This is a genomic window from Vreelandella zhanjiangensis DSM 21076, from assembly GCF_000377665.1.
GTDB lineage: Bacteria > Pseudomonadota > Gammaproteobacteria > Pseudomonadales > Halomonadaceae > Vreelandella > Vreelandella zhanjiangensis.
In genome coordinates, this window is the sequence record NZ_KB898656.1 from 41,057 (window position 1) to 64,452 (window position 23,396).

The following is a 23,396-nucleotide window of genomic DNA, read 5'->3' on the forward strand; positions in this document are numbered from 1 at the left end:
CATCATTCCGTCATCTGGATGCGCACTCGACGACGCTGGTGAGCCTTCGAGTTATCGGGATCAACAAAAGTAGTCCAGCCCAGCTGACTAGAACTCTCCTGGCCTAGCCGCATGGGCTTCACTTCACTTTCGAGTAGTTCAAGTTCCAAATCGCAGGCGAGCGGCGAGCGCAAGACGAAGTTGACCAGCGTTTTCAGCGCAGGAAAATCCTGCCCATCCGGCAAAAAGTCGCGAAACCGCGCAAGGCTTAACCCTTTCAGACATAACGCAAACTTTCCGTTAACGTCGCGAACGCGCTCACCGGCCACGACATCCTGCCCTAGCGTCATGTTGAGCGTGCCGCTTTGGCTGCGCTGGTCTAGCGGTATTTCCACCCAGCGCGAAACCCACTCTTCAATTTCCACGTCATCAAGGTCAAAGCAGTGCCCAACGATATTGCAAACCACATCAGGAGAGCGTGAACGGCCAGCCAACAGCCCCGCATACGCGAGCATCTTGCTCCAGTTGATGGGCGTATCGCCCCGCAAGTCACTATCCGCCAACCCCACCAGTGCAAACACGATGGCGGAAAAGCCATCCTTGGCATCGTCCTGATAACGTACGTAGTGACGATACTTGCGCCAGCTGTGGTGTAGGAGGCTCAACAGACGGTGATTGAAAAAATCCAGAAAATCACCGGCCGAACCTTCTTTATGCGCCGCATTGTGGGCCAGCGCTTCCAGGTAATAGCTTGGCAATGGAGACTGCGCGCCTTGTAGCCCCATAAAGCTGACTTCCATTTCGTACTGGCCAGACTCGTTAGCCGTTAGCGCCAGCACATCACTGCTTGGAAAACCCAGCGATGCCGAGGCCTTGTAACGCACGCGTTGAAACATCGGCAGGCTGTCACCATGCCGCCGCTCAAGGTCATCACCATGATGGCGATGCAGCAGTTCAAGTAGTTGATAAAACTCATAGCGGCGCGCCCCCTGAAAAAGAGGCGCCAGCGCTACATCAGAGGCTGCTGCCCCGGTTGATACGTCCATGTATAGCGCTCTTGGTTATGGCGGTTGATAACATGCAACTCATGAAACGAGTTGATACTGGCGTATAGGGAGAAAAAACGTGCCAGCACGCTACCAAAAAGATAAAGGCTCCCCTCGTCACCAAAGGCTTCCTGGTCCAGGGTGACCACCGAGCGCAATCCCCGCACAGGCAGTCCTTTTCTCAAGCGATCAATATGCTGGGTTTCAATTGCCAAGATGCCCGCCAATCTTTTCTGCGCGACGCGCTCGGCTTGGCGGTCCACTTTGGCTCTGAAATCGTAAGCACGCAGAACGGAGCACAACGCATCTCGCTCAAGCAACGAAAGATAGTTAAGAGAAAGATTTGAAATCAGCATCCATAATAATTGGTCGTCCAGCGCGGGACGTAACACTGGTGTAGGGCGCGTAATATTCCGAAATGAGGCATGGGCAGGGCTATCCTGCGTTTCTGTGCAGATATCGCCTACCGTCAGCCGCTCAGGCAGCTCACGGTTGCAGCACGTCAACCGCAGTGAAACGGTCTCACGCTGGCCGATCAGCTGGCGCTCATCATCACGAATAAACGCGATATCGTGGTCAAAGCCATCGCTGCGCAAACTATCCCGAACGCGAACCCGATAATAAGAAGCATCTCGGCCCCGGTCGCGTTCAAGCTGATGCTCAAAACTTTCAAAAGAGACAAAGCGCCTGGGTTTGCCCTGCCCGCCCGGCTGGCTTCCCTCACGCCAGCCTTGTACATCATCAATACTGAAGACTTCGTAATGGGAGGGCTGACGGCTGCTGGGCCGGATGCGGTACTCGCTGCGCTCTCCGCTCAGGTCAATCGGCTCAGCATCATGCTCAAATAAATTGATGGCCGGCGTACAATAGAGCGCAAGATGCTCATCTTGAACGCGTGCATCCGCAGGCAGCGCGCGTGAAAAAACAAACCGTAACGTAACGTTTTCGGCCGTTTCATCCGGTAGGTAGCGCTTTAGATTCTGCACATCAAAGAAATGGAATGCTTCAGGAAAACACAGGTATTCCTGCAAGATACGATAGCCTTGATGAACGTTTCGCGGATAAGGCAGCAGCGCCTGGTCGCGCGCAAAGCCAACCGACTGAATCGAACCCGCGGGCAGCTTATGACTTTGCCCATCCACTTCAAGCTCTATGTGCGTGAGATAGTGGCTCATCCATAGATAGAGTGTTCGCGCCGTATATCCATCACCGCCCAGGTGAAGACGCAGTGTTTCCAGGCCAATCTGGCTTAGCGGCTGGTCACTACGTACTTCCATACGCAGCTCTACAATGGACGATTCCCGCATATGCCGGGCATCGACACCGACATGGGCCAGTGGGAAAAGATCGACATCATGGCAGGTACGAAAAATACATGCCGTTCCCTCGACCGGCTCGCTTGAAAGCTCCGCACCTCTTGAGATTTGCTGGTGTTGGCTTAGTGCATACCAGGTTGGCGTAAACTGTATGACCGTCATGCTGGGCACTGGGCGCAAGTAGTTGGGCCATAGCATGCTGATCAATGAGTGGGTAAGCTCAGGAAACTCATCTTCCACTTTTTCCCGCATACGTCCGGTCAAAAAAGCAAAGCCTTCCAACAGACGCTCTACGTCAGGATCCGTGCTGCGCTCAGACAAAAACCGGCTAAGGCCAGGATTTGCTTGTGCAAACTCACGCCCCTGGCGCTTTAAGAAATTGAGTTCGTCCCGGTAATAGCGGTTAAGCATGGATGCCTCACGAGCCTATCAATTGGTGCATTGATAGCGCTTGTTATTGAGCAATAGATCAATGGTGGTTTGAGCGTTATCCCGACCGAGAGCAATCGTCACATGTACTTGAAAGCGTAACTGTAAAGGGTCGCCCTCGTTTGAAAGCGACTCTACTTCCACCCGCTGAACTCGCGGCTCATAGCGTTCAATACACTGGCGAATGGCATGCTGGATATTCAGTTCTAAATCAAGCACGCCAATCGTGGCATCGTTAAAGTCTAAAAGCCCCAAGTCAGGTGCACAGGCACAGTTACCAGGATGGCTGTTAAGCAGCTCGACAAGATGTCGTTTAATGGACTCAACAGCTTCAGCTAACTGCCATCCTTCTTCACGTGGCGTTGGCTTATCTGGCATGGCTAAACGCTCAAACAACCGACCACTTAACAAACTACTGCTGCCAAATGCCATGTTGCTGCTCGCTGTTTATTCCTTATCAAGACGACCAACCAGCGATAGCTCAAAGTTAGCGCCCATGTATTTGAAGTGCGGGCGTACCGCCATTGATACTTGGTACCAGCCTGGATCACCCTCTACGTCTGAAACCTGAATGGAGGCAGCGCGCAGGGGACGACGGCTACGCACATCAGACGGCGGGTTTTCCTGATCAGCCACGTACTGACGAATCCAGGTATTGAGCTCGCGCTCAAGATCCTGACGCTCTTTCCAGGAACCGATCTGCTCGCGTTGAAGCACTTTGATGTAGTGTGCCAAGCGGTTAATAATGAACATATAAGGCAGCTGGGTGCCGAGCTTGAAGTTGGTCTCGGCTTCTTTGCCTTCCGGCGTGTTGGGGAAGACTTTTGGTTTCTGTACGGAATTGGCGGAGAAGAAGGCAGCGTTGTCGCTTCCCTTACGCATGGTCAGCGAGATAAAGCCCTCTTCGGCCATTTCAAACTCGCGACGATCCGTAATCAGTACTTCCGTGGGAATCTTGGCCTGTAACTGGCCTAACGCTTCGTAAGTATGTACCGGTAAGTTCTCAACCGACCCGCCGCTTTGCGGCCCAATGATATTAGGACACCACCGGTACTTGGCGAAACTTTCCGTCAAACGCTCAGCCAGCAAGTACGCTGTATTACCCCATAGGTAATGGCTGTGATCCGCGCTTACATCTTCACGATAATTGAATGTCTTGATTGGATTTTCAACGGGATCGTAGGGCATCCGCAGCAAGAAGCGTGGCGCGGTTAAACCAAGATAACGTGAGTCTTCTGATTCACGCAGGCTGCGCCAGCGAGCATATTTAGGCCCTTCGAAAATCGCTTTAAAGTCTTTGATATTGGGCAGCTCTTCGAAGCTGTCGATACCAAAGAAGGTGGGATCTACCGAGGAGAGGAACGGTGCGTGCGCCATGGCGCCAACGGCTGCGGTATATTGCAGCAGCTTCATGTCTGGCGTTGAAGGGGCAAAGTCATAGTGCCCAATAATACCCGCCACGGGTTCTCCACCAAACTGCCCATAACCCGAGTTATATACATGGTGATAAAGGCCACTTTGGGTTATTTCAGGCGCGAACTCAAAATCATCAAGCAGCTCTTCTTTGGTTGCATGAAGAAGGTCAAGTTTGATGTTTTCGCGAAAATCCGTGCGATCAACCAGCAATTTCAAACCACGCCAAGCAGACTCCATTTTCTGAAAGCTGTCTTCATGGAGTATCTCGTCAACCTGGTGGCTGATTTTACGATCCAGCTCGACAATCATGCTGTCGACCAAGCCCTTGTTGACGTTAGGCGTCGCATCTTTGCTGTTTAACAATTCAGCAATAAATGCAGCGACCCCCTGCTTTGCCACATCGTAACCTTCATCGGCGGGCGCCATACGTGTTTGCGCCATCACTTGATCAAGTAGTGATACTTCCGCTTCTGTTTCGACTGCTGCTGCTGTTTGCTTGGCCGTTTTACTCATTGCGTTGTCCCACGTTCGTTATCCAGGCATGAAAAAAGCGCTTCAATAATCAGTGATATCAGTCACTTTTATTATCAGCTTCAATCAGCTCCAACTCATTGAGCAGTTGTTGGCGCGCTTCATCACTTTCTAAAAGCTTCTGTAGCCGGTCACGGAACGCCGGGACATTGCCTAACGGTCCTTTCAGCGCGACCAGTGCCTCGCGCAGTTCCACTAGCTGGCGCAACTCAGGCACCTGCTTTGCAATTGCATCTGGCGAGAAGTCAGAAAGCGATTTAAATTCCAGATTAACGGCCATATCATTTGGCTCATCGCTTTCTTCTAAGCGATTAGGTACAGAAGCCTGAAGCCCTAAATTCGCTTCACGCATTACCGATTGGAAATTGTTCTTGTCGACCGAGACCGCTTGGCGCTCCTCAATTGGCGCATCTTCTTCGCCGCCTTTAAAATCGCCCACAACTAATAGCTTAAGAGGAAGCTCTGTTTCGGCCTGTTGATCTCCTGTAGCGGGCACATACTTAATATTAATGCGCTCTTTTGGCGCGACTGTCCCTTGTTTTGCCATAGTGTCACCTTTTATAAATGGAGTAATTCAGTTAGAAATGGTTATCAAAATCGAAAGGAAGAAAACTAATGGAGAGGAAGGGACATGGCTAATTGAAATAAACTGAGCAAAAAGTAAGCTACTCAGCGGCTCCTTGTTAAAATTATTCATTTTGCGAACATTTATAAGCACTTTTAACGACATTCGACGAATACTTAGCAAATTAAAAATGTTAATTTTAATTTGTAAGAGATTTCTTACAAAAACTATAGTCAATGTCTTAAGAAAAAAGACCGAAATCACGCACAAAGCTAAACGCTAAATTAAAGGATTCACTCGCTTTAAAAAGAGAGTAACTTAGTTTTAGGTAGTTATTAATCAGCCATTAATCGCATAATTAAGTTACTTTCGTAAAACATTGAACACAAAAAATTACATTAAAGAAAAAAATCAACGTTTACCGGTATGGGCTAGCAAGTAATTGCCAAGCTAGCAATTACTTGCCCAGTATCTAGCAAATCATTGCCTAATTATATTCAATTAAATGCCCGGCATTTCTATAACTGACTGAAATTAAAAAACAAAATATTAAGTGGCATATTAGCTGCTCTTTACTTGACGTCTTATCGACATTTATCACTATTAACGTCAAGGAGCAGACCATGCCAACACCATGTTATATCAGCATCGAAGGCCAAACTCAGGGCAACATCACCTCAGGTGCCTTCACTCCTGATTCTGTCGGCAATATTTACGTCGAAGGTCATGAAGATGAGATGCTGGTTCAGGAATTCAAACACGTCGTAACCGTACCGACTGATCCGCAGTCCGGCCAGCCGTCTGGTCAACGTGCGCACAAGCCATTTGTGTTTACGGTTGCACTGAATAAATCCGTTCCGCTGATGTACAACGCACTCGCGTCAGGCGAAATGCTGCCGCACGTTGCATTGAAGTGGTACCGCACCTCTGTCGAAGGTAAACAAGAGCACTTCTTTACCACGACACTGACGGATGCCACGATTGTGGATATCAACTTGCGCATGCCACACGCCCAGGATATCAACAAGTCAGAGTTCACCCAGCTAATGGATGTTTCTCTGGCCTACCGTAAGATTGATTGGGAACACACCGTCGCGGGCACCTCTGGCTCTGACGATTGGCGCGCACCGATCGAAGGCTAAGCATGTTCGCGATGCCTGCATTAAAAAAACCCCTTCCAACTGGAAGGGGTTTTTAGTAGGTGGCGCCTTTTACTATTTAAATAAAGCGGCCGAGTCCAACCGCTGAACGAAGCTGATCCATAGTTTTGGCTGCCTCTTCACGCGCCCGCTGCGCACCTTTTTGCAATACGGCTTCAATATGGGCGGGATCTTCCATTAGCCTGTAATAACGTTCTCGGGGTTCGCTCAGATGCGCATTGAGATACTCAAACACCTGGTTTTTGGCATCTCCCCAGCCGATACCCGCGGCATATTGTTCGCGCATGGCGGCCGTTTCGCTTTCATTGGCAAACGCTGAATAAATCTGGAACAGCGTGCAGGTATCCGGATCTTTAGGTTCGCCGGGCTCAAGCGAGTTGGTTTTGATTTTACGCACCAGCTTTTGAAGCTTTTTTTCAGGCGAAAACAGCGGGATCGTATTGTTATAGCTTTTGGACATCTTGCGCCCATCCAGGCCTTTCAATACCTCGCCCGTTTCACTTACTACGGCTTCGGGTAGCGTAAAGTACTGCCCTTTATAAAGGTGGTTGAATCGACCAGCCATGTCGCGCGCCATTTCGATATGCTGAATCTGGTCGCGCCCTACCGGCACCTTGTTGGCGTTGAACATCAAAATATCGGCAGCCATCAATACCGGGTAGCCAAACAGGCCCATGGTGACGCCTTTATCAGCATCCTGGTCGCCCGCCTCCTCGTTCTCAGCCACGGCTGCCTTATAGGCATGGGCACGGTTCATGAGCCCCTTGGCGCACACACAGGAAAGCATCCAGGAGAGCTCTTGAACTTCAATCAAGTCAGACTGGCGGTAAAAGATTGCGTTGTCGGTATCCAGCCCAAGCGCCAGCCAGGTAGCGGCAATTTCCAGGCGTGACTCTTGTACGCGCTTCGGGTCCTGGCATTTGATCAGGGCGTGATAATCCGCCAGAAAATAGAACGATTGTACGTTGGGGTCCTGGCTTGCTTCTATGGCCGGTTTAATCGCACCAACGTAGTTGCCTAAGTGCGGTGTACCGGAGGTTGTAATACCGGTTAGGACGCGGGTTTTGGCAGTTTGACTCATTGTGTTTAGGCTCTTGGGCAAATAGGCCTATCATAACGCGCTGATTTACGCGTGGCGAATAGCATTAGCGTAAGCCTGCCAGCTGCCATTGTGGCTCGGCGTCAGTCTTGAAAAATTCAAGCTGCGTGACCAATGCGTCATCGGGAACTTGCCCATGGCGGCTGGCGGTAATCGCCACTCGATCATTGCTGAGTTTCTTGATATCGATGGCGATACCTTCTGCTAGAGAATCCTGTTGAGCGGTATCACGGCCCACCGCTAAACGGCTGAGAAATGACTCAAACGCGCCTACATCCAATAACGCATCGAGTTCTTCTGGCTGAAGGCGGTAATGATCCCCAGTGCTCAGCGCCTGGGGCGCTTTAGTTACTTGGTTTAAAAAAGCGTCCCGCTGGGCTGAACGATGGCTATCCGCCAACGCAGCCAGCAGGCTTTCATCGATCATCTGCGCTTGCACCGAGGAACGGAAATTCCCTGCCAAACGCTCATCAACGAGTGCTGACTGCATGCCAGCGACACCGAGTAACAGCGCCGCGGCAAGCATCGCCATTACAACGACTAATGCAGCTCCTTGCTGATGCTTCATAAGCTAACGCCTGTGGGAGTAACTACTTGGCTTCGCTGCATCACGTGCCATATAAAGGGCGCTTGTTCTGAATCTGCAAAACGCAAGGTTATACGGTACAACCCTGCTACGCCCTGAACATCTTGTTCAAAAAGATTAACGGTATGGCAATCACGGCTGCCTTTATAAAGCCCCTCAATCAATGGCTGGCCATTTCGGCGTAGCGCGCAGGTATTATCGTTAACTAACGATTGGCTAATCTCATAGCGGCTTCCTGCACCGTGGCGAACGTCTCGCGTTAATGCCTCGGCAGCAAAGATAACGGCTTCCTGCTGACGACTGATCGTCTCCACACGAGTAAAGGTGGTCACCGTGGTTAATAAAAGCTGCCCAGCGCCTAGAATAATAACCGCCCCGATGACCATGGCGACCATGACTTCAACTAGCGTAAAACCCGCTTGGCGTGTATTGACCACTACGCCCCCTCGCTTAACGGCAGTGTAAATACGTAATCAAGGAGCTCATGCGCCTCTTGTGAAGGCCAGGCGTTAACCGTAATGGAGACGGTAAAGTGACAGCGTCCATCAACCACGGTGCGCTCAACCTCACCCGCGGAGCCTTCAAGCGGCGCATCAAGACCTTCAAACCACTGAGCCCGCCAAGCGCTTCTCAGGCTAGCAAGATCAATGCGGCGGCAATTCTGTGTTGTTGCAAGCTGCCCCCAGGCGCTCTCCTGCATATCGACAGCCGCCAAGCTCGCGGCCGAGTATTGATAGCCGGTCGAGGCACTTTGCAGCGAGGTTAATTGCATTGCCGCAACTCCCATAAGCCCAAACGCTAAAAGCGCCAAGGCAATCAGTGCCTCAACCAGCGTGAACCCGCGTTCGCGCTGCATTTACCAGCAATCCTTGGGGAAGCGTTCTCCTCGACTATTAAGCGTAATAGCCGTTTCGCAACCATCGTCTTGAAGCGTAGAAGCGCTTAGTAGATAGCCATCCTCCGCCTCTTTTGAAAGCGTAAGGGTGTAGCGCTTGCCGGGAGATTGAGAGGGAATGTCACACTCATGATAGGTATACGTGCGGGAGTTGCAGCGCTCCAGCTCGGCAGCTGCCTGCATCAACCCCGCATGCGCATCGGTACGCAGGGAGGCTTGAAGGTGACGGGTATAGATAGGATAGGCCATGGCCGCAATGAGGCTGATAATGCCCATTACCACCACAAGCTCAATAAGCGTAAAACCGCGCTGGCACTTTGGCTTGCCACCAGCGCATAAAGCGTAGAGATAAAACGTCAAATAATGCTCCTGCTCAGGTCACCGCATACACTTTCAGTATGTCGGAAACCGATGCGCAGTGCATTAGCTGCTGACGATTACCTGCTCACGAAGCTCTTTGGGCATGGAGAACGTAATGTTCTCTTCCCGGCCGAGCAGCTCTTCAGGCATGGAAGCGCCGAAAGATTGCAGCTTGGCAATAACCCCTTTAACCAGTACTTCCGGAGCGCTTGCGCCAGCCGTAACACCGATACGGCCAACGTTCTCAAGCCAGGCAGCGTCAATCTGATCGGCATTATCGATCAGGTAAGCCGGCGTGCCCATGCGCTCGGAAAGCTCACGCAGGCGGTTGGAGTTTGAGCTATTGGGGCTCCCAACAACGAGCACCAAGTCACTGTCGGCGGCAAGCTCGCGTACTGCGTCCTGGCGGTTTTGCGTGGCGTAGCAAATATCGTCCTTGCGCGGACCGCTGATCTCTGGAAACTTGTCGCGCAAAGCGTCGATTACCTTGGCCGTATCGTCCATCGAAAGCGTCGTTTGCGTCACAAAGGCCAGTTTGGAAGGGTCGTTGACAACCAGATTGTCAACGTCCTGCTCATCTTCCACCAGATAGATATGCCCGCCGTGAGCCGTATCGTAACGCCCCATGGTGCCTTCTACTTCGGGATGGCCAGCATGCCCGATCAGCACGCATTCATGGCCGCGCTTGGCGTAACGCAGCACTTCCAGATGCACCTTTGTGACCAGCGGGCAGGTCGCATCAAATACTTTCAGCCCACGCCGGTCGGCATCGGCTTGAACAGCCTGAGAAACACCGTGAGCCGAGAAAATCACGATCACGTCATCCGGCACTTCGTCGAGCTCTTCCACGAAGACAGCCCCACGCTCGCGCAGCGTTTCCACCACGAAGCGGTTATGCACCACTTCATGACGGACATAAATGGGCGGGCCGAACACGTCGAGGGCTCGATTGACGATATCGATAGCGCGATCCACGCCGGCACAAAAACCACGCGGATTGGCCAACTTGATCTGTATGGGCTGTGCTTGCGTCGATTGCATAATAGCGCCTTGATGCGTAAACGCATCGCTAGTGAATAATAAACTAGTGCGTAGTGACGGGCTTAACGTCAAGAATCTCAACTTCAAACGTTAATGTACGCCCTGCCAGCGGATGGTTAAAGTCCACCTCTACACGATCACCTTCAATGGTTTTGACCACACCAGGCAATTCCGTTCCCGCTTTATCGGCAAACGACATGACCATCCCCAGCTCAGGCTCTTCGTCACCGAAGTCGGCCCGTTTGAGCGTCTGAATATTCTGCGGGTTGTGCTGACCAAACGCATGCTCAGGGGTTATTTGAAACGTCCCGCTTTGGCCCGCGGCCATGCCTTTAATGGGATGCTCAAAGCCTGGCGGCAGATTGCCATCGCCGAACTGGCAGACAGCCGGTGCCTTCTCTTTGGTTGAATCCACCACCGTGCCATCTTCAAGCTTCAAGGTGAAGTGCAGCGTCACTTCCATCCCGTCGTCAATTAGGTAATCGCTCATTACTCTGCTCGCTATTGGGTGACACCGCAGCCGTAAACCTCTTGGGCGAGGCCGCGGGTTGATTAAACCACTCTTCGATCAGGTCACAGTCCGGTGAGCTTTCTTACGACGTCGCTCACCCATGACTGATTCCCAGATTAATCCGATGGCGCCTAGGGTAATCCCGATATCCGCCACGTTAAAAGCGGGGTAGTACCAACCGGCGACGTGAAACGATAGAAAGTCGACCACATAACCGTGCACTAACCGGTCATACAGATTACCCAGCGCCCCACCGATAATCAGCGGCAGCGAAATGGCCAACAGCTTTTCATCGTCTCTGACGCGAGAAAGCCAGATCGTTAGGCCCACGCTCGCGCCAATCGCGATCAGCGCAAAAAACCAGCGCTGCCAACCAGGGTGAGTCGCCAAAAAGCTAAACGCGGCACCGGTATTGTGCATTAACGTCAGATTGAAAAACGGCAGCACTTCCACCGGCTGCAGATACCCCAGCTGACTGCTGGCAATCGCCTTGGTGGCCAGGTCCAGCACAATCACAGCCACCGCCAGCCACAGCCAGCGCAACGGCTGCCGCATGGGCGGCCGAGTGCTAGTGGAGGCGACGGGTTCAGACTTAGGCATAGCGACGCACCTCACCCGGGCCATCCGGCAGGTTAAGAATCGAGCGCTCACAGAGCGTTGGGTGTTCAGGATGCGTACCCACGTCCGGGCGACGCTCCCAGCTGCGTTCACACTTATCAAACGTGCTGGCCACAACTGCTACCTTGAGTCCATTAAGCTCGCTATAGGCGGATGCCTCGGCATCCGCAAGCGGCTTGAGGGTCGCTTCCGAAGTAATCAGCACAAAGCGCAGCTCATCGCCCAGGCGTGACAGCAATGCATTGAGTTCATCGCTGACATACAGGGTAACTTCGCTATCCAGCGAGCCTTTGATGGCACCTTCGCTGCGCGCTTCTTCCAGTCGCTTATTCACCGCCTGCTTGACCTCAAGCACAGCTTCCCAGTACTCGCGGCCCATCTCGGCGTCGGTATCAAGGGGTTTCAGGCCGGTATAGTAGGTTTCCAGCAGCACGCTATCGCCACGCTTGCCTGGGATATGCTCGTAGATCTCTTCTGCAGTGAAGGAGAGGATCGGTGCAACCCAGCGCGAAAGTGCCTCGATGACGTGATAGAGCGCACTCTGGCAGCTGCGGCGTGCCAGCGAATCGGGCTGAGTGGTGTACTGACGATCCTTGATGATATCCAGGTAGAAACCGCCCAGATCGCGCGAACAGAAAGTGTGAACCTGCTGGTAAACGTCCAGGAAGCGGTACTCTTCATACGCTTTCTGAATGCGCTCCTGCAGCTGCAGTGCACGATCGACTACCCAACGATCCAGAGCGATCATATCGTCGAAAGCCACCATATCGCGCGCCGGATCAAAGCCGGTCAGGTTACCCAGCAGAAAGCGCGACGTGTTGCGAATACGCCGATATACGTCCGCTGTACGCTTGAGGATCTCATCCGACACGGCCATTTCATTGGAGTAATCGGTCGAGGCCACCCAGAGGCGCAGAATATCCGCGCCCAGCTTGTCCATCACCGACTGCGGCGCGACGACGTTGCCCAGCGACTTGGACTGCTTACGGCCTTGCGAATCAACGGTAAAGCCGTGGGTCAGCAGCTGACGGTATGGCGCATGGCCGTCGATTGCCGAGCCGGTCAGTAGCGACGAGTGGAACCAGCCGCGGTGCTGATCAGAGCCTTCCAGATACAAATCAGCCCGCGGGCCGCTTTCATGGCCATGCGGATGTGAGCCGCGCAGCACATGGCGGTGCGTAGTGCCTGAGTCAAACCAGACGTCCAGCGTATCGGTAATCTTGTCGTACTCGGCCGCTTCAGCACCCAGCAGCTCGGCGGCATCCAGGCTGAACCAGGCATCGATGCCCTGCTCCTGCACGCGTTTGGCGACTTCTTCCATCAGCTCAACGGTGCGCGGATGCAGCTCGCCGGTTTGCTTGTGCAGGAAGAACGGAATCGGCACGCCCCAGTTACGCTGGCGCGAGATGCACCAGTCCGGGCGGTTGGCGATCATGCTGTGCAGACGCGCCTGGCCCCAGGCGGGGGTGAACTGAGTCGCTTCGATACCTTCCAGCGCACGCTCACGCAGGGTTTTACCGTCTTTACCCTGGATATCCATGCCCACGAACCACTGGGCCGTCGCGCGGTAGATGACCGGCGTCTTGTGGCGCCAGCAGTGCATGTAGCTGTGCACGATGGGCTTGTGGGCCATCAGCGCGCCCACTTCTTCAAGCTTGGCGACGATGTTGGGGTTGGCTTTCCAGATCATCTGGCCGCCAAAGAACGGCAGATCATCAACGTAGACGCCGTTGCCCTGTACCGGGTTCAGCATGTCGTCAAAGCTCATACCGTGGGCACGGCAGGTATTGAAGTCATCCAGGCCGTAAGAAGGCGCAGAGTGCACGATACCGGTACTGCCCACTTCCGACTCGACGTAATCGGCCAGGTAAACCGGCGATAGGCGATCGTAGAACGGATGGCGGAAGTTGATCAGATCAAGCTTCTCACCTTGAGTGGTGGCAATGACCTCGCCTTGTAAACCAAAGCGCTCAAGGCAGCTTTCCACCAGCTCTTCGGCAAGCAGCAACAGGCGCTCGCCGGTATCGACCAGCGCGTAGGTAAATTCGGGGTGAACGTTGAGCGCCTGGTTGGCAGGAATCGTCCAGGGCGTGGTGGTCCAGATCACGACTGCCGCCGGCTTGGGCAGCTCGCTCAGGCCAAACGCGGCGGCAAGCTTGTCGGCATCTTCTACCGGGAAGGCCACATCAATCGCATCGGACTTCTTGTCCTGATACTCGACTTCCGCCTCCGCCAGGGCCGAGCCGCAGTCAAAGCACCAGTTGACCGGCTTCAGGCCTTTGAAGACGTAGCCCGCTTCAACCATGTCGGCCAGCGCGCGAATCTCGCCCGCTTCATTGGCGTAGTCCATGGTGCGGTAAGGATGATTCCAGTCGCCGATGATCCCCAGGCGCACGAAATCAGCCAGCTGTGTTTCGACCTGAGCACCGGCGTATTCACGGCATAGCTCACGGGCTTTTTCAGGCGCCAGGTGCTTGCCGTGTGTAGTTTCCACCTTGTGCTCGATCGGCAGGCCATGGCAGTCCCAGCCCGGCACGTAAGGGGCGTCAAAGCCCGCCAGGTTTTTCGACTTAACGATAATATCTTTTAAAATCTTATTAACGGCATGACCAATATGGATACTGCCGTTGGCGTAGGGAGGGCCATCGTGCAGTACAAACAGCGGTGCACCTGCACGCGCTTCGCGCAGGCGCTGGTACAGGTTCATATCCTGCCAACGTGAAACACGTCCCGGCTCCTGCTTGGGCAGCATGCCACGCATGGGAAAGTCGGTTTCAGGCAAGTTTAGCGTGTGCTTATAGTCCATGGTTCGGTCAGCCGTTGTTAGTATCGGCAGCGTCATCCGCCGAAGAAGGATCAGAAGAATTTGTCTTGGAAGCCGTTGTCTTGGAAACCACTGTATTTGAAATCATGGCCTCACGCCCAAGCGGGGCCGAGGCCAGCGGTAGCGCGGTATTACGGTCAGTGACTGCCGTCGCAAAGTAGCGATGCGCTTGACCCTGATCGCGCTCAATTTGCGCTTTTAGCGCATCAAAGTTGTCGAATTTCACTTCCCCACGAAGCCGCGCACAGGGAAATACCGTCATGCGCTTGTCGTAGAGATCACCATCAAAATCAAATAGGTGCACTTCCAGGGTGGGCCGTTTGGAACCCACCGTGGGTCGAAAACCTACGTTGGCGACCCCGTGATGGCGCTGGCCGTTTTCAAGCGTCACCCCAACGGCATACACACCTCGCAGGGTTAATGGCTGAGGTAACAAGGGCAGATTCGCCGTGGGTACGCCGATAGTGCGGCCCAGCTGCTGGTCACGCACCACACGCCCTTCAAGCGAGTAAGCCCGGCCCAGCAGGCTTGCCGCCACGGCGAAGTTACCGCTGGCAAGCAAGGTACGCACCCGGGAGCTTGAAACACGCTCATTCTCGACCGTAAAGGTGCGGGTATGCTCCACTCCAAAGCCGCGTTCTTCGCCCACCGCCGCCAACAGCGCAAAATCGCCCTGCCGGTCGCAGCCAAAACGAAAGTCATCGCCGACCACCAGATGCTTAACATTCAGCCCTTTGATCAACACCTGATCAATAAATTCGCGCCCGGTCAGACTTCTAAGCGCGTTATTGAAAGGCAGGCACAATACCTGCTCAGCACCGTACTGGCCTAATAGACGCACCTTTTCGCGCAGACGCGTCAAACGTGGCGGGGCCTGGTCGCCGGCAAAATACTCACGCGGCTGGGGCTCAAACACGACCACCGTTAACGGCACGTTCAGGCGTGCGGCATGTTCGCGGCACTGCTGCAAAATCGCCTGATGGCCACGATGCACGCCGTCAAAATTACCAATGGTAGCGACGCAGCCACGTTGTGCCGCCGCCAGATTGTGCAGTCCTCGAATGACGCGCATGGCACCTCAGCCGTTAATAATTTGCCGCTCCCAGGCCTTATCAGGCTTAGGCGAGGCATAAAAACCTCTGATTATAGCGAACCTACGCTAATATATGTCTAACTCTCTACGTTTCAACGTATCGATTTAGCTTTGCATCTTAAAATGCCGGGGCCGCAAACCAAACGCCGCTAGCCAAACAAAGTAAAGCGAACCGCCCAACCCGACCAGGCCACTCACCCAGGCAACGCGCTGCCACAGGCTAAACCCAAGCCACTCCTGCCACCCAGGCGACACCCCATAGAGGGCGACCGCCATTAATGCACTGCCGCCTAATAGCTGCACCGCATAACGCCCCCAGCCCGGCTGAAACACCAACACACCCTGCTTGTGCAACAAGTACCCCAGCAGGCCAGCATTCAAAAATGCCGAAAGCGCGGTGGCTAACGCCAGACCAGCATGGGCCAGCGGCCAGATCAAGATAAGGTTGAACACCATATTAGCAACCATGGCGATGATACCCACCTTCACCGGGGTTCTGGTGTCCTGGCGGGCAAAAAACCCGGGAGCCAATACCTTGATCAACATAAAGGCCACCAGGCCAAAGGCATAGGCGCGCAGGCTCATCGCCGCCATTTGGATATCGTTATCGGTCATTGCGCCATAGTGGAATAGCGTAATCAACAGAGGTTCCGCCAATACGGCCAGCGCCAGCGCAGCGGGCAGGCCTAACAGCAGCACCACACGAATCGCCCAGTCGAGCATGGCGGCAAAATGTTCCTTGGACTGCGAGGCATGGCGCTTGGAAAGCGCAGGCAAAATGACCGTTCCAATCGCCACGCCAAACACACCCAACGGCAGCTCGACCAGACGATCAGAGTAATAAAGCCAGGAGACGCTACCCGCGGTAAGCAGCGAGGCTAATACCGTATCCAGCAATAAATTGATTTGCGATACCGATACCCCGAACAGCGCGGGGGCCATCAGCTTTAAAATACGCTTAACGCCGTCGTGGGCAAAATTTGGCCAGGGCGTGGGCATGAGTCCTAATCGCATTAAAAACGGCACCTGGAAAACCAACTGGGCAGCCCCGGCAATCAGCACGCCCCACGCTAGTGCCATGGCGGGTTCTTCCATTAGCGGCATTAAAAACAGCGCCGCCCCAATCAGTGAAAGATTGAGCAAAACCGGGGTAAACGCAGGCACCGCAAAGCGGTTCCAGGTATTGAGTACGCTACCTGAAAATGCCGTGAGCGAAATAAGCAGCAAATACGGGAACGTCAGCCGCAGCATATCGGCCGTCAGCGCGTGTTTGTCAGGGTCGCTACCAAAACCTGGGGCAAATACCCAGATCAGCCAAGGCGCGCACAGCATTGCAATGGCAGTGATCAGGGCCAGCAACGCCGTTAAACTACCCGCCACCGCGTTTAAAAGCTCGCGGATTTCCTGCTTACTGCGCTGGGTCGAGTATTCGGAAAGCACCGGCACAAAGGCCTGGTTAAAGGCGCCTTCGGCAAACAGGCGGCGCAGAAAGTTAGGAATCTTGAAAGCTACAAAAAACGCGTCCGCGCCATCGCCCGCCCCGAGCAGGGTCGCGACCACCACATCGCGCACCAATCCCAATACGCGCGAAAGCATGGTCATGGCACTCACCACCAGCCCTGAGCGCATTAGCCCACGGCGTGGCGGCACATCAAGCGTAGTAGAGGTTTCGTTAGGGGGCGTGCTTTGGGTCATTTCTTGATCCATGGGCGCTGGCAACCAATACCCATCAAGGGGCGCTAGATAAAACCATCAGACACAAAAAAACCGGCCGTAGCCGGTTTTTTATGGCGCCTGCCGGCTTACGCCGCCAGAGCCTTAATACGCTTGTTCAAACGGCTTTTCAGGCGCGCTGCTTTCTTCTTGGAAAGCACGTCCTTATCAGCGATACGGTCAACGACCGGCTGCATTGCCTTGAACTCTTCCATCGCCTTGGCGTGGTCGCCAGTGCCAATCGCTTTGATCACACGCTTGATATAGGTGCGGACCATGCTGCGCTGGCTGGCTTTCAGGACGCGACGAGTCTCGGCCTGGCGGGCGCGCTTGCGTGCTTGCTTGCTGTTCGCCACAGGTATCTCCTTGGAGAATAAAGGTTGCCGCTAATTCGGCAACGGATTAACTATGTATGCGCCGCTGATGTGCTCACTCTTAAAGGTGCCCACCACACGACTTCCGTAACAACCAATTGATTTGACGAGCAATTAAGCTAAGTCAAAGTGTGTGACCGGCAGTCAATTAGGCTGCCCGCCCACGGGTCTTGTCTGAGAGGATGGCGTAGTCTATCACGCGTAAAGCGCCCTTGCTAGCGCATTATAAAACGCCCTTCAAGCCCTTTTAAGGCAGCGGCTGGCCCGTCGGGGCAAGTATTTTACGCAAAAAGTGCTGCGTACGCGGGTCTTTAGGCGCGGTGAACAACTCCTCGGGCGGGGCTTGCTCGATGATCTGCCCTTCATCCATAAAAATCACCCTATCCGCCACGTCTCGGGCAAACTGCATTTCGTGGGTCACGATAATCATGGTTTGCTGTTCAGTGGCAAGCTGCTTCATCAAACTCAGCACTTCATCCACCCATTGCGGGTCTAATGAAGAGGTGGGTTCATCAAACAAAATCACATCAGCGTTGGCGGCCATCGCCCGGCCAATGCCAACGCGCTGCTGCTGGCCGCCGGAAAGTGCCGCCGGGTAAGCATCGGCTTTATCGGCCAGGCCAATACGCTTAAGAATCTCTCTTGCCCGCGCATGGGCTTTTTCCTTGGGCATTTTATCCACGACGATCATGCCCTCACTGATGTTCTGAAGCGCCGTTTTATTGGCGAACAGGCCATAGTTCTGAAACACAAACGCCGTCCGTCTACGCAGCTTTAAAATATCGGCGCGGCTGGCCTTCTGCACATCCACCCGCAGATCACCAACGGTGATGCGCCCCGAGTCCGGACGCTCCAAAAAATTGATGCAGCGTAAAAGGGTTGATTTGCCTGTGCCTGAAGGGCCGATAATCACAATGATCTCACCCCGTTCAAGGGTTAAATCAATATCGGCAAACACGCTCTGCTTACCAAAACGCTTGGTGACGGCTTCAAGCGAAATCATCGTTGATATGCCCTATTCAGATAAATTTCCAAGCGGCGCTGGCCCCACGAGAGTATTTCCACCACCACCCAGTAAATAACCGCCACGAGCAAAAAGGCTTCCAAGTATAAGAAACTGCTGGCGGCCTCTTTTTGGGTTGCCCCCATTAGCTCTGTGACGCCCAGCGTAAAGGCCAGCGACGTCGCCTTAATGATATCAATGAAGTAGTTCATCAATGTTGGCGTGGCCACACGGGTAGCCTGAGGCAGAATAATACGCCGCATCAGCTGTGGCTGGGTCATGCCAATCGATAGCGCCGCTTCGGTTTGGCTACGGTCAATCCCCACGATAGCGGCACGAATCGACTCGGCCATGTAGGCAGAGAAGTGCAGCGTCAGCCCCATGACGGCAGCCGTTACACCGTTGATCGATACCAACGCTTCAACCAGCTGAGGCAAGCCGTAATAAAACAGGAACAGCTGCACCAACAGCGGCGTGCCCCGAAAAAACGAGATAAACAGCAGCGCAAAGCCGTTTAAAAGCGGCACGCGGGTAACGCGAATCACGGCTAGTAAAGAGGCGAGTACCAGCGCCAGCAGCATGGCGATAGTCGCCATTTGAAGGGTAAGCGGCAAGTAGCTTAGAAGGACCGGTAACAGCCCCCACATATATTCCAGATTTAGCATGTCAGCATCGCTTATAAGCAAACGGCCGTGGATTACCCACGGCCGACGTTACGACAAAGTAGCGTTTATTCCGACTGCTGGGTGATATCGGCATCAAACCACTTTTCCGATAGCTCGCGTAACGTGCCGTTATCACGCAGCTCGGTTAACGCTGCATCTACCCGATCACGCTGAGCATTACCTTGTTCATTGTTACGAAACGGCAGCGCATTCTCAATGATCGTAAAGGGCTTGCCCGCAAGCGCCAGGGGTAATCCGCGCTCTTTAATCACCTGGGTGGCGCTTACGCGGTCCATAATAAACGCGTTGATACGCCCCAGCGCTACATCCTGTTCGACGTTTGACTCGTAGGTGCGGATATCAATCTCGGCCGCATTGGGCAGCTCGCGCAGCAGCTGCTCGTAGTTAGAGCCGAGGTTAACCGCCACCGTTTTACCGGAAAGATCTTCTACGCCCTCAATGGACTCGTTACCCGCCCGAACCACCACCTGCGCGCCGTCATACACATAGGGCTCGGTAAATACGTATTTGGCTTCGCGCTCGGGGGTAATCGTAATCTGGTTGGCAATCGTATCGATGCGCCCGGAATCCAGCATGCCGGCTAACCCGGAGAAGCTCGCCGTCACGAACTCAACGTCGTCTCCAGTGATTTCGCCTACCGCATTCATTACATCAACCTCAAAGCCTTTGAGCTCGTCGCGCTCAACAAAGGTAAACGGAAAATAGCCGCCGGACATCCCCACCTTCAGCGTATCGGCCTGAGCTTGCACAGCAGCAAAACCGCTGGCCAGACTTAATGAAAGTACCGCGACTAATGCGTTTAAACGGCGTGTTCGAGTCATCTGTTGGCATCCTCATCGGCAAAGATCATTTGCCCTGGTGATAGGGTTAGGCTGGACAGGCTTTGATAAGCAGCGGATCAGCTATGCATGCATCATAAACACAAAAAAGAATATTAAAAATAGTTTTTATGCATCATGGTTATTAGAAATTACATAAGAGCATGCGCGCTATTGCTGACACACCAGGATACTGCCCTTGATAGCCAATTGTAGACACACATGAAGGACGCCGTTAGCGCAGGTAATAAACGGATTTTTAACCGCCGGTGATATTTTTGAAGGTTTTACGTGAGGCTGGCTGACGTTCTTCATCAAGTATCGACCCACCCAGAGCGGCAAATTCCTCACTTAATTCAACCAGCTTGCCCAGCTGTAGTTTATCGAAACCGCGCTTGCGCTTGGGCTTTTCAACAATCAGGCTTACTCCGCCCACTACGTTCGCTTCCTCTAAAAACACCTCTTCGGCGGGCATATCCCCCGGCGGGTAGGCGTTGGCTATGCGTATCGGGTTTTGCGGGGTCACACCAGAGGCTATATATAACTGAAGCGAAGCGTCATAACGCGCCTCCCACGTTTGCAACAGAGCGTGGATTTTTTGGTTAAGTGTTACGTTAGGCTGCTCAAAAATGACAAACAGAGAATACGAGGCACTAGGTGGCAGTGTGGAAGGAGGAGAGGGAGGAGCGTTATCTAGCTCTGTAGAGGGCGTAGGTTTAGCCACTGCCGCGCTTTCTTTTACTGGCACAGAGCTTGGCTTAGCGCGTGGCGAAACTGCTGACTGTCTAGCACGTTTACCCGCAACGGTTAGCCAAAAGCTATCCCGCCCGGCTACCAGCCCCAGCGCCTCTTTCTTACAGAAAAAGAAATAGCCGACGACCACTAGCGTATTAAAGCTTAACCAACCTGCCGCAATGGCCAGAGTTAACGCCAGCGTACGTGGATCCATATTAATTCCTGCTAGATGCGCCAATGGCGGCTACGAAAAGAGGCCGCTTAAAGTATTTAAAGAGGTGTTTATTATTGACTAGTCTTCAATAAGATCAACATCTGCTTGCTACGCCTTTAGTGGGGGTCTTCTTTGAGAACGAGCCCGCGCACGTTTGCATAAGCAATAATTAAATTAATATTTTGCGTTATTAATTATTCCTCGCCTTGCCCTTCATTAACGTTCGTGGCAACTTCATCGTTGACAGGAAAATCATCACGTTGAAGGAGCAAACGAATGAAATGCACCGCATGCCAGCAAGGTAATCTTGTTCCCAGTTTTATAGATGCACTTTTTAGATCTCACACGTGCGACAGCTGCAGTGGTAACTGGATATTGATAGAGGATTACATTAGCTGGAAAGAGCGCCATCCTGAACACGTGTTTGATGACGATCATATTGAAAACATTGATGCTGAAGATACGGTCGGCGCGATGCTCTGCCCGATGACGGGTAGCATCATGAGCAAGTTTCGAATCACTAAAGACCATGCCCACCGAATTGACTACAGCGCAAGAGTAGGCGGCGTTTGGCTTAATCAGGGCGAGTGGGAAATGCTGGTAGCTGAAGGGCTTGCCGGCAATTTAAATGCCATCTTGACCGACCAGTGGCAACAGCGTATTCGCCAGGAAAAAACCAGCGAAACATTTGAAAATTTATATCGCAGTAAATTTGGCGATGCAGAATATCAAAAAGCTCAGGAAGTTCGCGAGTGGCTACACAATCATTCTCTACGAGCCGATCTGCGCGCTTTTTTGATGGCCGAAAATCCCTACTCCGCTATTAATTAAGATTTTTCAGATAAGCAATATCCATCACAAGATGAGGAATACCTTAGTATTATTGAGGTATTCCTGCCCAATGGCTACTACATCACAGAACCGATGACCACGGACTTGTAGTAGATGCGCTTCTCATGATGGTTCAATATTCACCGGCCTGAGCGCCAAGAGCTACAAACGCCCCGGCAAGCTGTTGGTATCATCCAGGCGAGGCTCCTGATCCAGTAGCTTAGTGCGCCACGCTGGAATCTCTTGCTCGTCAACATCCAGGCGCTTCAACCACTGGTCGGCCGCCCAACCGGTCAAACGCAGCTCACCGTGACGCGAACCACCGTGTAAATCCCCGACCGTTTCGCAGCGGATACCTTTGAGTAGATGGTTCAACAACACGTAGGGGGTTGGTTTAGGGTCTTCAGCATCGCCAGCAATATAAGCGTAAGCCCCCGACTGAATAACCACACTAGCGCCTAAATCATACAAAGCAAAATGGCTGCTAGGCAGCTGCGCTTGCAGGGAATCCAGCCCCCCAACCAGTTGCAAACGCTCCTGGTTGAGTAGCGTCAGCCAACTGACGGTTTTGATCTTGGCTTGTTTGAACTCGGGTCGTTTAGCCAGTAAGCCCGCCGTCCCCGCATCCAAGCCGGGCATGCGGTCAGCCATAAAAGCCTCTGTCGGCTCGTTCTCGCTCCGATTTGTCACGGAAAGGTTAAAGGCATGCCCCGCATAACCCTGCTCTGGGTTTAGCAACCGCGCAAAATCCAAGAACAAACGCAGAAAGCTTAGCGGATGCTGCTCTTGATAGAGCAACGGAATGGAGAACTCCAATACGCTAAGGTCACGCCCAATTTTTGCTTCCCAAGCCGCTCGACCAAAAATATCGAAGTACCAAGCACTCGCATCATTGGATTGCTCGCCGCTGGTGTAGTAAAAGCTTAGCGGGTAATTCTCATCCATGCGGGAGAGCATATCGCGTAACGACCTGGCCTCCGTATAGGGAGTTAACGGACTGCCTTCTGGCGGCTCCTCGCGCCAGAGCCAGGTAAGGTGGGGCTCGGCCAGACGTTTGAACGCATCAAAGCATTGGCATAGCGCCTCGCGTACCGCAGGCGTATGCGCCCCTTTGAAATAGAGCGTGCCCCGTAAGCACAGCATGGCCCCAATATAGTCCTCGGGGCCGTCTCTCATCCAAAAATTGCCGGGGATTTCGGTCGGCTGAGTAATGTCCCCCCAACGGCGGGCTGGGGAGATATTTCTTATCATCAAACGTCGCCGATAATGACCGAGCCCGAGCCTTCGATCACGGTATTGCCGTGGGCGCCGACGCTACTGAGAACGGCGGCGGGCTTGCCATTGATGAATACCGTCGATGAAACGGTCCCGGTAATGGGGCTGCCACAGGCCGACTTGTCGCCGAGTCGTGACGCGGACAATCCGTCGTGAAACACGTCGGGGGAGCCCTCGACCAGCGGGTTGGTTCCGTGCCCGGGTATCGGGCACGCGGTGTCGTCGGTCACACGTGCTGCTGGCTTTCCACTCATGGTCAAACTCCTTGAAAAAGCGTA

25 protein-coding genes are annotated in these 23,396 nt (G+C 53.4%); 2 read left to right on the forward strand and 23 right to left on the reverse strand.

Annotated features, from left to right (window positions below; all coding sequences use genetic code 11):
* Positions 1 to 2: 2 nt before the first annotated feature.
* Genes tssG through tssB form a run of 5 tightly spaced genes read right to left on the reverse strand, consistent with a single transcriptional unit; the run spans position 3 to position 5,264 of the window.
* On the reverse strand, positions 3 to 1,025 hold the full coding sequence (gene tssG, locus D467_RS0118105; RefSeq protein ID WP_018918953.1) for a type VI secretion system baseplate subunit TssG: 1,023 nt from the start codon (positions 1,023 to 1,025) through the stop codon (positions 3 to 5).
* Entirely contained in the window at positions 989 to 2,752 is a 1,764-nt protein-coding gene (tssF, locus tag D467_RS0118110; protein WP_018918954.1) for a type VI secretion system baseplate subunit TssF, read from the reverse strand. The genes tssG and tssF overlap by 37 nt, the downstream gene beginning before the upstream one ends.
* Positions 2,753 to 2,770: 18 nt before the next feature.
* Entirely contained in the window at positions 2,771 to 3,202 is a 432-nt protein-coding gene (tssE, locus tag D467_RS0118115; protein ID WP_018918955.1) for a type VI secretion system baseplate subunit TssE, read from the reverse strand.
* 15 nt (positions 3,203 to 3,217) lie between these two features.
* Positions 3,218 to 4,699 carry a type VI secretion system contractile sheath large subunit gene (tssC, locus tag D467_RS0118120; RefSeq protein ID WP_018918956.1) on the reverse strand — a complete coding sequence of 494 codons (1,482 nt, stop codon included), beginning with the start codon at positions 4,697 to 4,699 and terminating at the stop codon, positions 3,218 to 3,220.
* 58 nt (positions 4,700 to 4,757) lie between these two features.
* Positions 4,758 to 5,264 carry a type VI secretion system contractile sheath small subunit gene (tssB, locus tag D467_RS0118125; protein WP_018918957.1) on the reverse strand — a complete coding sequence of 169 codons (507 nt, stop codon included), beginning with the start codon at positions 5,262 to 5,264 and terminating at the stop codon, positions 4,758 to 4,760.
* 641 nt (positions 5,265 to 5,905) lie between these two features.
* Between tssB and D467_RS0118130 the strand changes: the two genes are divergently transcribed.
* Positions 5,906 to 6,424: an Hcp family type VI secretion system effector gene (locus D467_RS0118130; protein ID WP_018918958.1), complete on the forward strand. Its 519-nt coding sequence runs from the start codon at positions 5,906 to 5,908 to the stop codon at positions 6,422 to 6,424.
* A gap of 76 nt (positions 6,425 to 6,500) precedes the next feature.
* Here D467_RS0118130 and D467_RS0118135 read toward each other — a convergent pair whose 3' ends face one another.
* From D467_RS0118135 to D467_RS19610, 16 genes are all read right to left on the reverse strand, one after another.
* Positions 6,501 to 7,523 (reverse strand): tryptophan--tRNA ligase, encoded by a 1,023-nt coding sequence (locus tag D467_RS0118135; RefSeq protein WP_018918959.1) that lies wholly within the window; start codon positions 7,521 to 7,523, stop codon positions 6,501 to 6,503.
* 64 nt (positions 7,524 to 7,587) lie between these two features.
* On the reverse strand, positions 7,588 to 8,109 hold the full coding sequence (locus D467_RS19450; RefSeq protein WP_018918960.1) for a PilX N-terminal domain-containing pilus assembly protein: 522 nt from the start codon (positions 8,107 to 8,109) through the stop codon (positions 7,588 to 7,590).
* Entirely contained in the window at positions 8,106 to 8,564 is a 459-nt protein-coding gene (locus tag D467_RS19455; RefSeq protein ID WP_018918961.1) for a PilW family protein, read from the reverse strand. The genes D467_RS19450 and D467_RS19455 overlap by 4 nt, the downstream gene beginning before the upstream one ends.
* Positions 8,564 to 8,983: a type IV pilus modification PilV family protein gene (locus D467_RS0118150; RefSeq protein WP_018918962.1), complete on the reverse strand. Its 420-nt coding sequence runs from the start codon at positions 8,981 to 8,983 to the stop codon at positions 8,564 to 8,566. Before D467_RS0118150 ends, D467_RS19455 begins: the two co-directional genes overlap by 1 nt.
* Positions 8,984 to 9,382, reverse strand: a complete 399-nt coding sequence (locus D467_RS0118155; protein WP_018918963.1) for a type IV pilin protein — start codon at positions 9,380 to 9,382, stop codon at positions 8,984 to 8,986.
* A gap of 63 nt (positions 9,383 to 9,445) precedes the next feature.
* The gene (gene ispH, locus D467_RS0118160) at positions 9,446 to 10,423 is read right to left on the reverse strand and encodes a 4-hydroxy-3-methylbut-2-enyl diphosphate reductase (protein WP_018918964.1); all 978 of its coding nucleotides are present in this window, start codon (positions 10,421 to 10,423) and stop codon (positions 9,446 to 9,448) included.
* Between the two features lie 43 nt (positions 10,424 to 10,466).
* Complete coding sequence (gene fkpB / locus D467_RS0118165) at positions 10,467 to 10,913, reverse strand: FKBP-type peptidyl-prolyl cis-trans isomerase (RefSeq protein WP_018918965.1); 447 nt, start codon at positions 10,911 to 10,913, stop codon at positions 10,467 to 10,469.
* Positions 10,914 to 10,991: 78 nt separating this feature from the next.
* Positions 10,992 to 11,534, reverse strand: coding sequence for a signal peptidase II (gene lspA, locus D467_RS0118170; RefSeq protein ID WP_018918966.1), 543 nt, complete (start codon positions 11,532 to 11,534; stop codon positions 10,992 to 10,994).
* The gene (gene ileS, locus D467_RS0118175) at positions 11,527 to 14,358 is read right to left on the reverse strand and encodes an isoleucine--tRNA ligase (RefSeq protein ID WP_018918967.1); all 2,832 of its coding nucleotides are present in this window, start codon (positions 14,356 to 14,358) and stop codon (positions 11,527 to 11,529) included. Before ileS ends, lspA begins: the two co-directional genes overlap by 8 nt.
* Before the next feature lie 7 nt (positions 14,359 to 14,365).
* Positions 14,366 to 15,448 carry a bifunctional riboflavin kinase/FAD synthetase gene (gene ribF / locus D467_RS0118180; protein WP_018918968.1) on the reverse strand — a complete coding sequence of 361 codons (1,083 nt, stop codon included), beginning with the start codon at positions 15,446 to 15,448 and terminating at the stop codon, positions 14,366 to 14,368.
* A 126-nt stretch (positions 15,449 to 15,574) separates the two neighbouring features.
* Positions 15,575 to 17,164, reverse strand: a complete 1,590-nt coding sequence (gene murJ / locus D467_RS0118185) for a murein biosynthesis integral membrane protein MurJ (RefSeq protein WP_018918969.1) — start codon at positions 17,162 to 17,164, stop codon at positions 15,575 to 15,577.
* Positions 17,165 to 17,271: 107 nt separating this feature from the next.
* Positions 17,272 to 17,538 (reverse strand): 30S ribosomal protein S20, encoded by a 267-nt coding sequence (rpsT, locus tag D467_RS0118190; RefSeq protein WP_018918970.1) that lies wholly within the window; start codon positions 17,536 to 17,538, stop codon positions 17,272 to 17,274.
* Positions 17,539 to 17,803: 265 nt separating this feature from the next.
* The gene (locus D467_RS0118195; RefSeq protein WP_018918971.1) at positions 17,804 to 18,559 is read right to left on the reverse strand and encodes an amino acid ABC transporter ATP-binding protein; all 756 of its coding nucleotides are present in this window, start codon (positions 18,557 to 18,559) and stop codon (positions 17,804 to 17,806) included.
* On the reverse strand, positions 18,556 to 19,224 hold the full coding sequence (locus tag D467_RS0118200; RefSeq protein ID WP_018918972.1) for an amino acid ABC transporter permease: 669 nt from the start codon (positions 19,222 to 19,224) through the stop codon (positions 18,556 to 18,558). The genes D467_RS0118195 and D467_RS0118200 overlap by 4 nt, the downstream gene beginning before the upstream one ends.
* A 65-nt stretch (positions 19,225 to 19,289) precedes the next feature.
* Positions 19,290 to 20,066: an amino acid ABC transporter substrate-binding protein gene (locus D467_RS0118205; RefSeq protein WP_018918973.1), complete on the reverse strand. Its 777-nt coding sequence runs from the start codon at positions 20,064 to 20,066 to the stop codon at positions 19,290 to 19,292.
* A 256-nt stretch (positions 20,067 to 20,322) separates the two neighbouring features.
* Positions 20,323 to 21,012 carry a hypothetical protein gene (locus D467_RS19610; RefSeq protein ID WP_018918974.1) on the reverse strand — a complete coding sequence of 230 codons (690 nt, stop codon included), beginning with the start codon at positions 21,010 to 21,012 and terminating at the stop codon, positions 20,323 to 20,325.
* Positions 21,013 to 21,288: 276 nt separating this feature from the next.
* Here D467_RS19610 and D467_RS0118215 point away from each other — a divergent pair, with 276 nt between their 5' ends.
* Positions 21,289 to 21,843 (forward strand): TFIIB-type zinc ribbon-containing protein, encoded by a 555-nt coding sequence (locus tag D467_RS0118215; RefSeq protein ID WP_018918975.1) that lies wholly within the window; start codon positions 21,289 to 21,291, stop codon positions 21,841 to 21,843.
* A 162-nt stretch (positions 21,844 to 22,005) separates the two neighbouring features.
* Here D467_RS0118215 and D467_RS19465 read toward each other — a convergent pair whose 3' ends face one another.
* Together D467_RS19465 and D467_RS19470 are read right to left on the reverse strand one after the other, a co-directional pair.
* Positions 22,006 to 23,094: a type VI immunity family protein gene (locus D467_RS19465; protein WP_051081757.1), complete on the reverse strand. Its 1,089-nt coding sequence runs from the start codon at positions 23,092 to 23,094 to the stop codon at positions 22,006 to 22,008.
* Positions 23,094 to 23,372, reverse strand: coding sequence for a PAAR domain-containing protein (locus D467_RS19470; RefSeq protein ID WP_018918977.1), 279 nt, complete (start codon positions 23,370 to 23,372; stop codon positions 23,094 to 23,096). Before D467_RS19470 ends, D467_RS19465 begins: the two co-directional genes overlap by 1 nt.
* Positions 23,373 to 23,396: the final 24 nt, after the last annotated feature.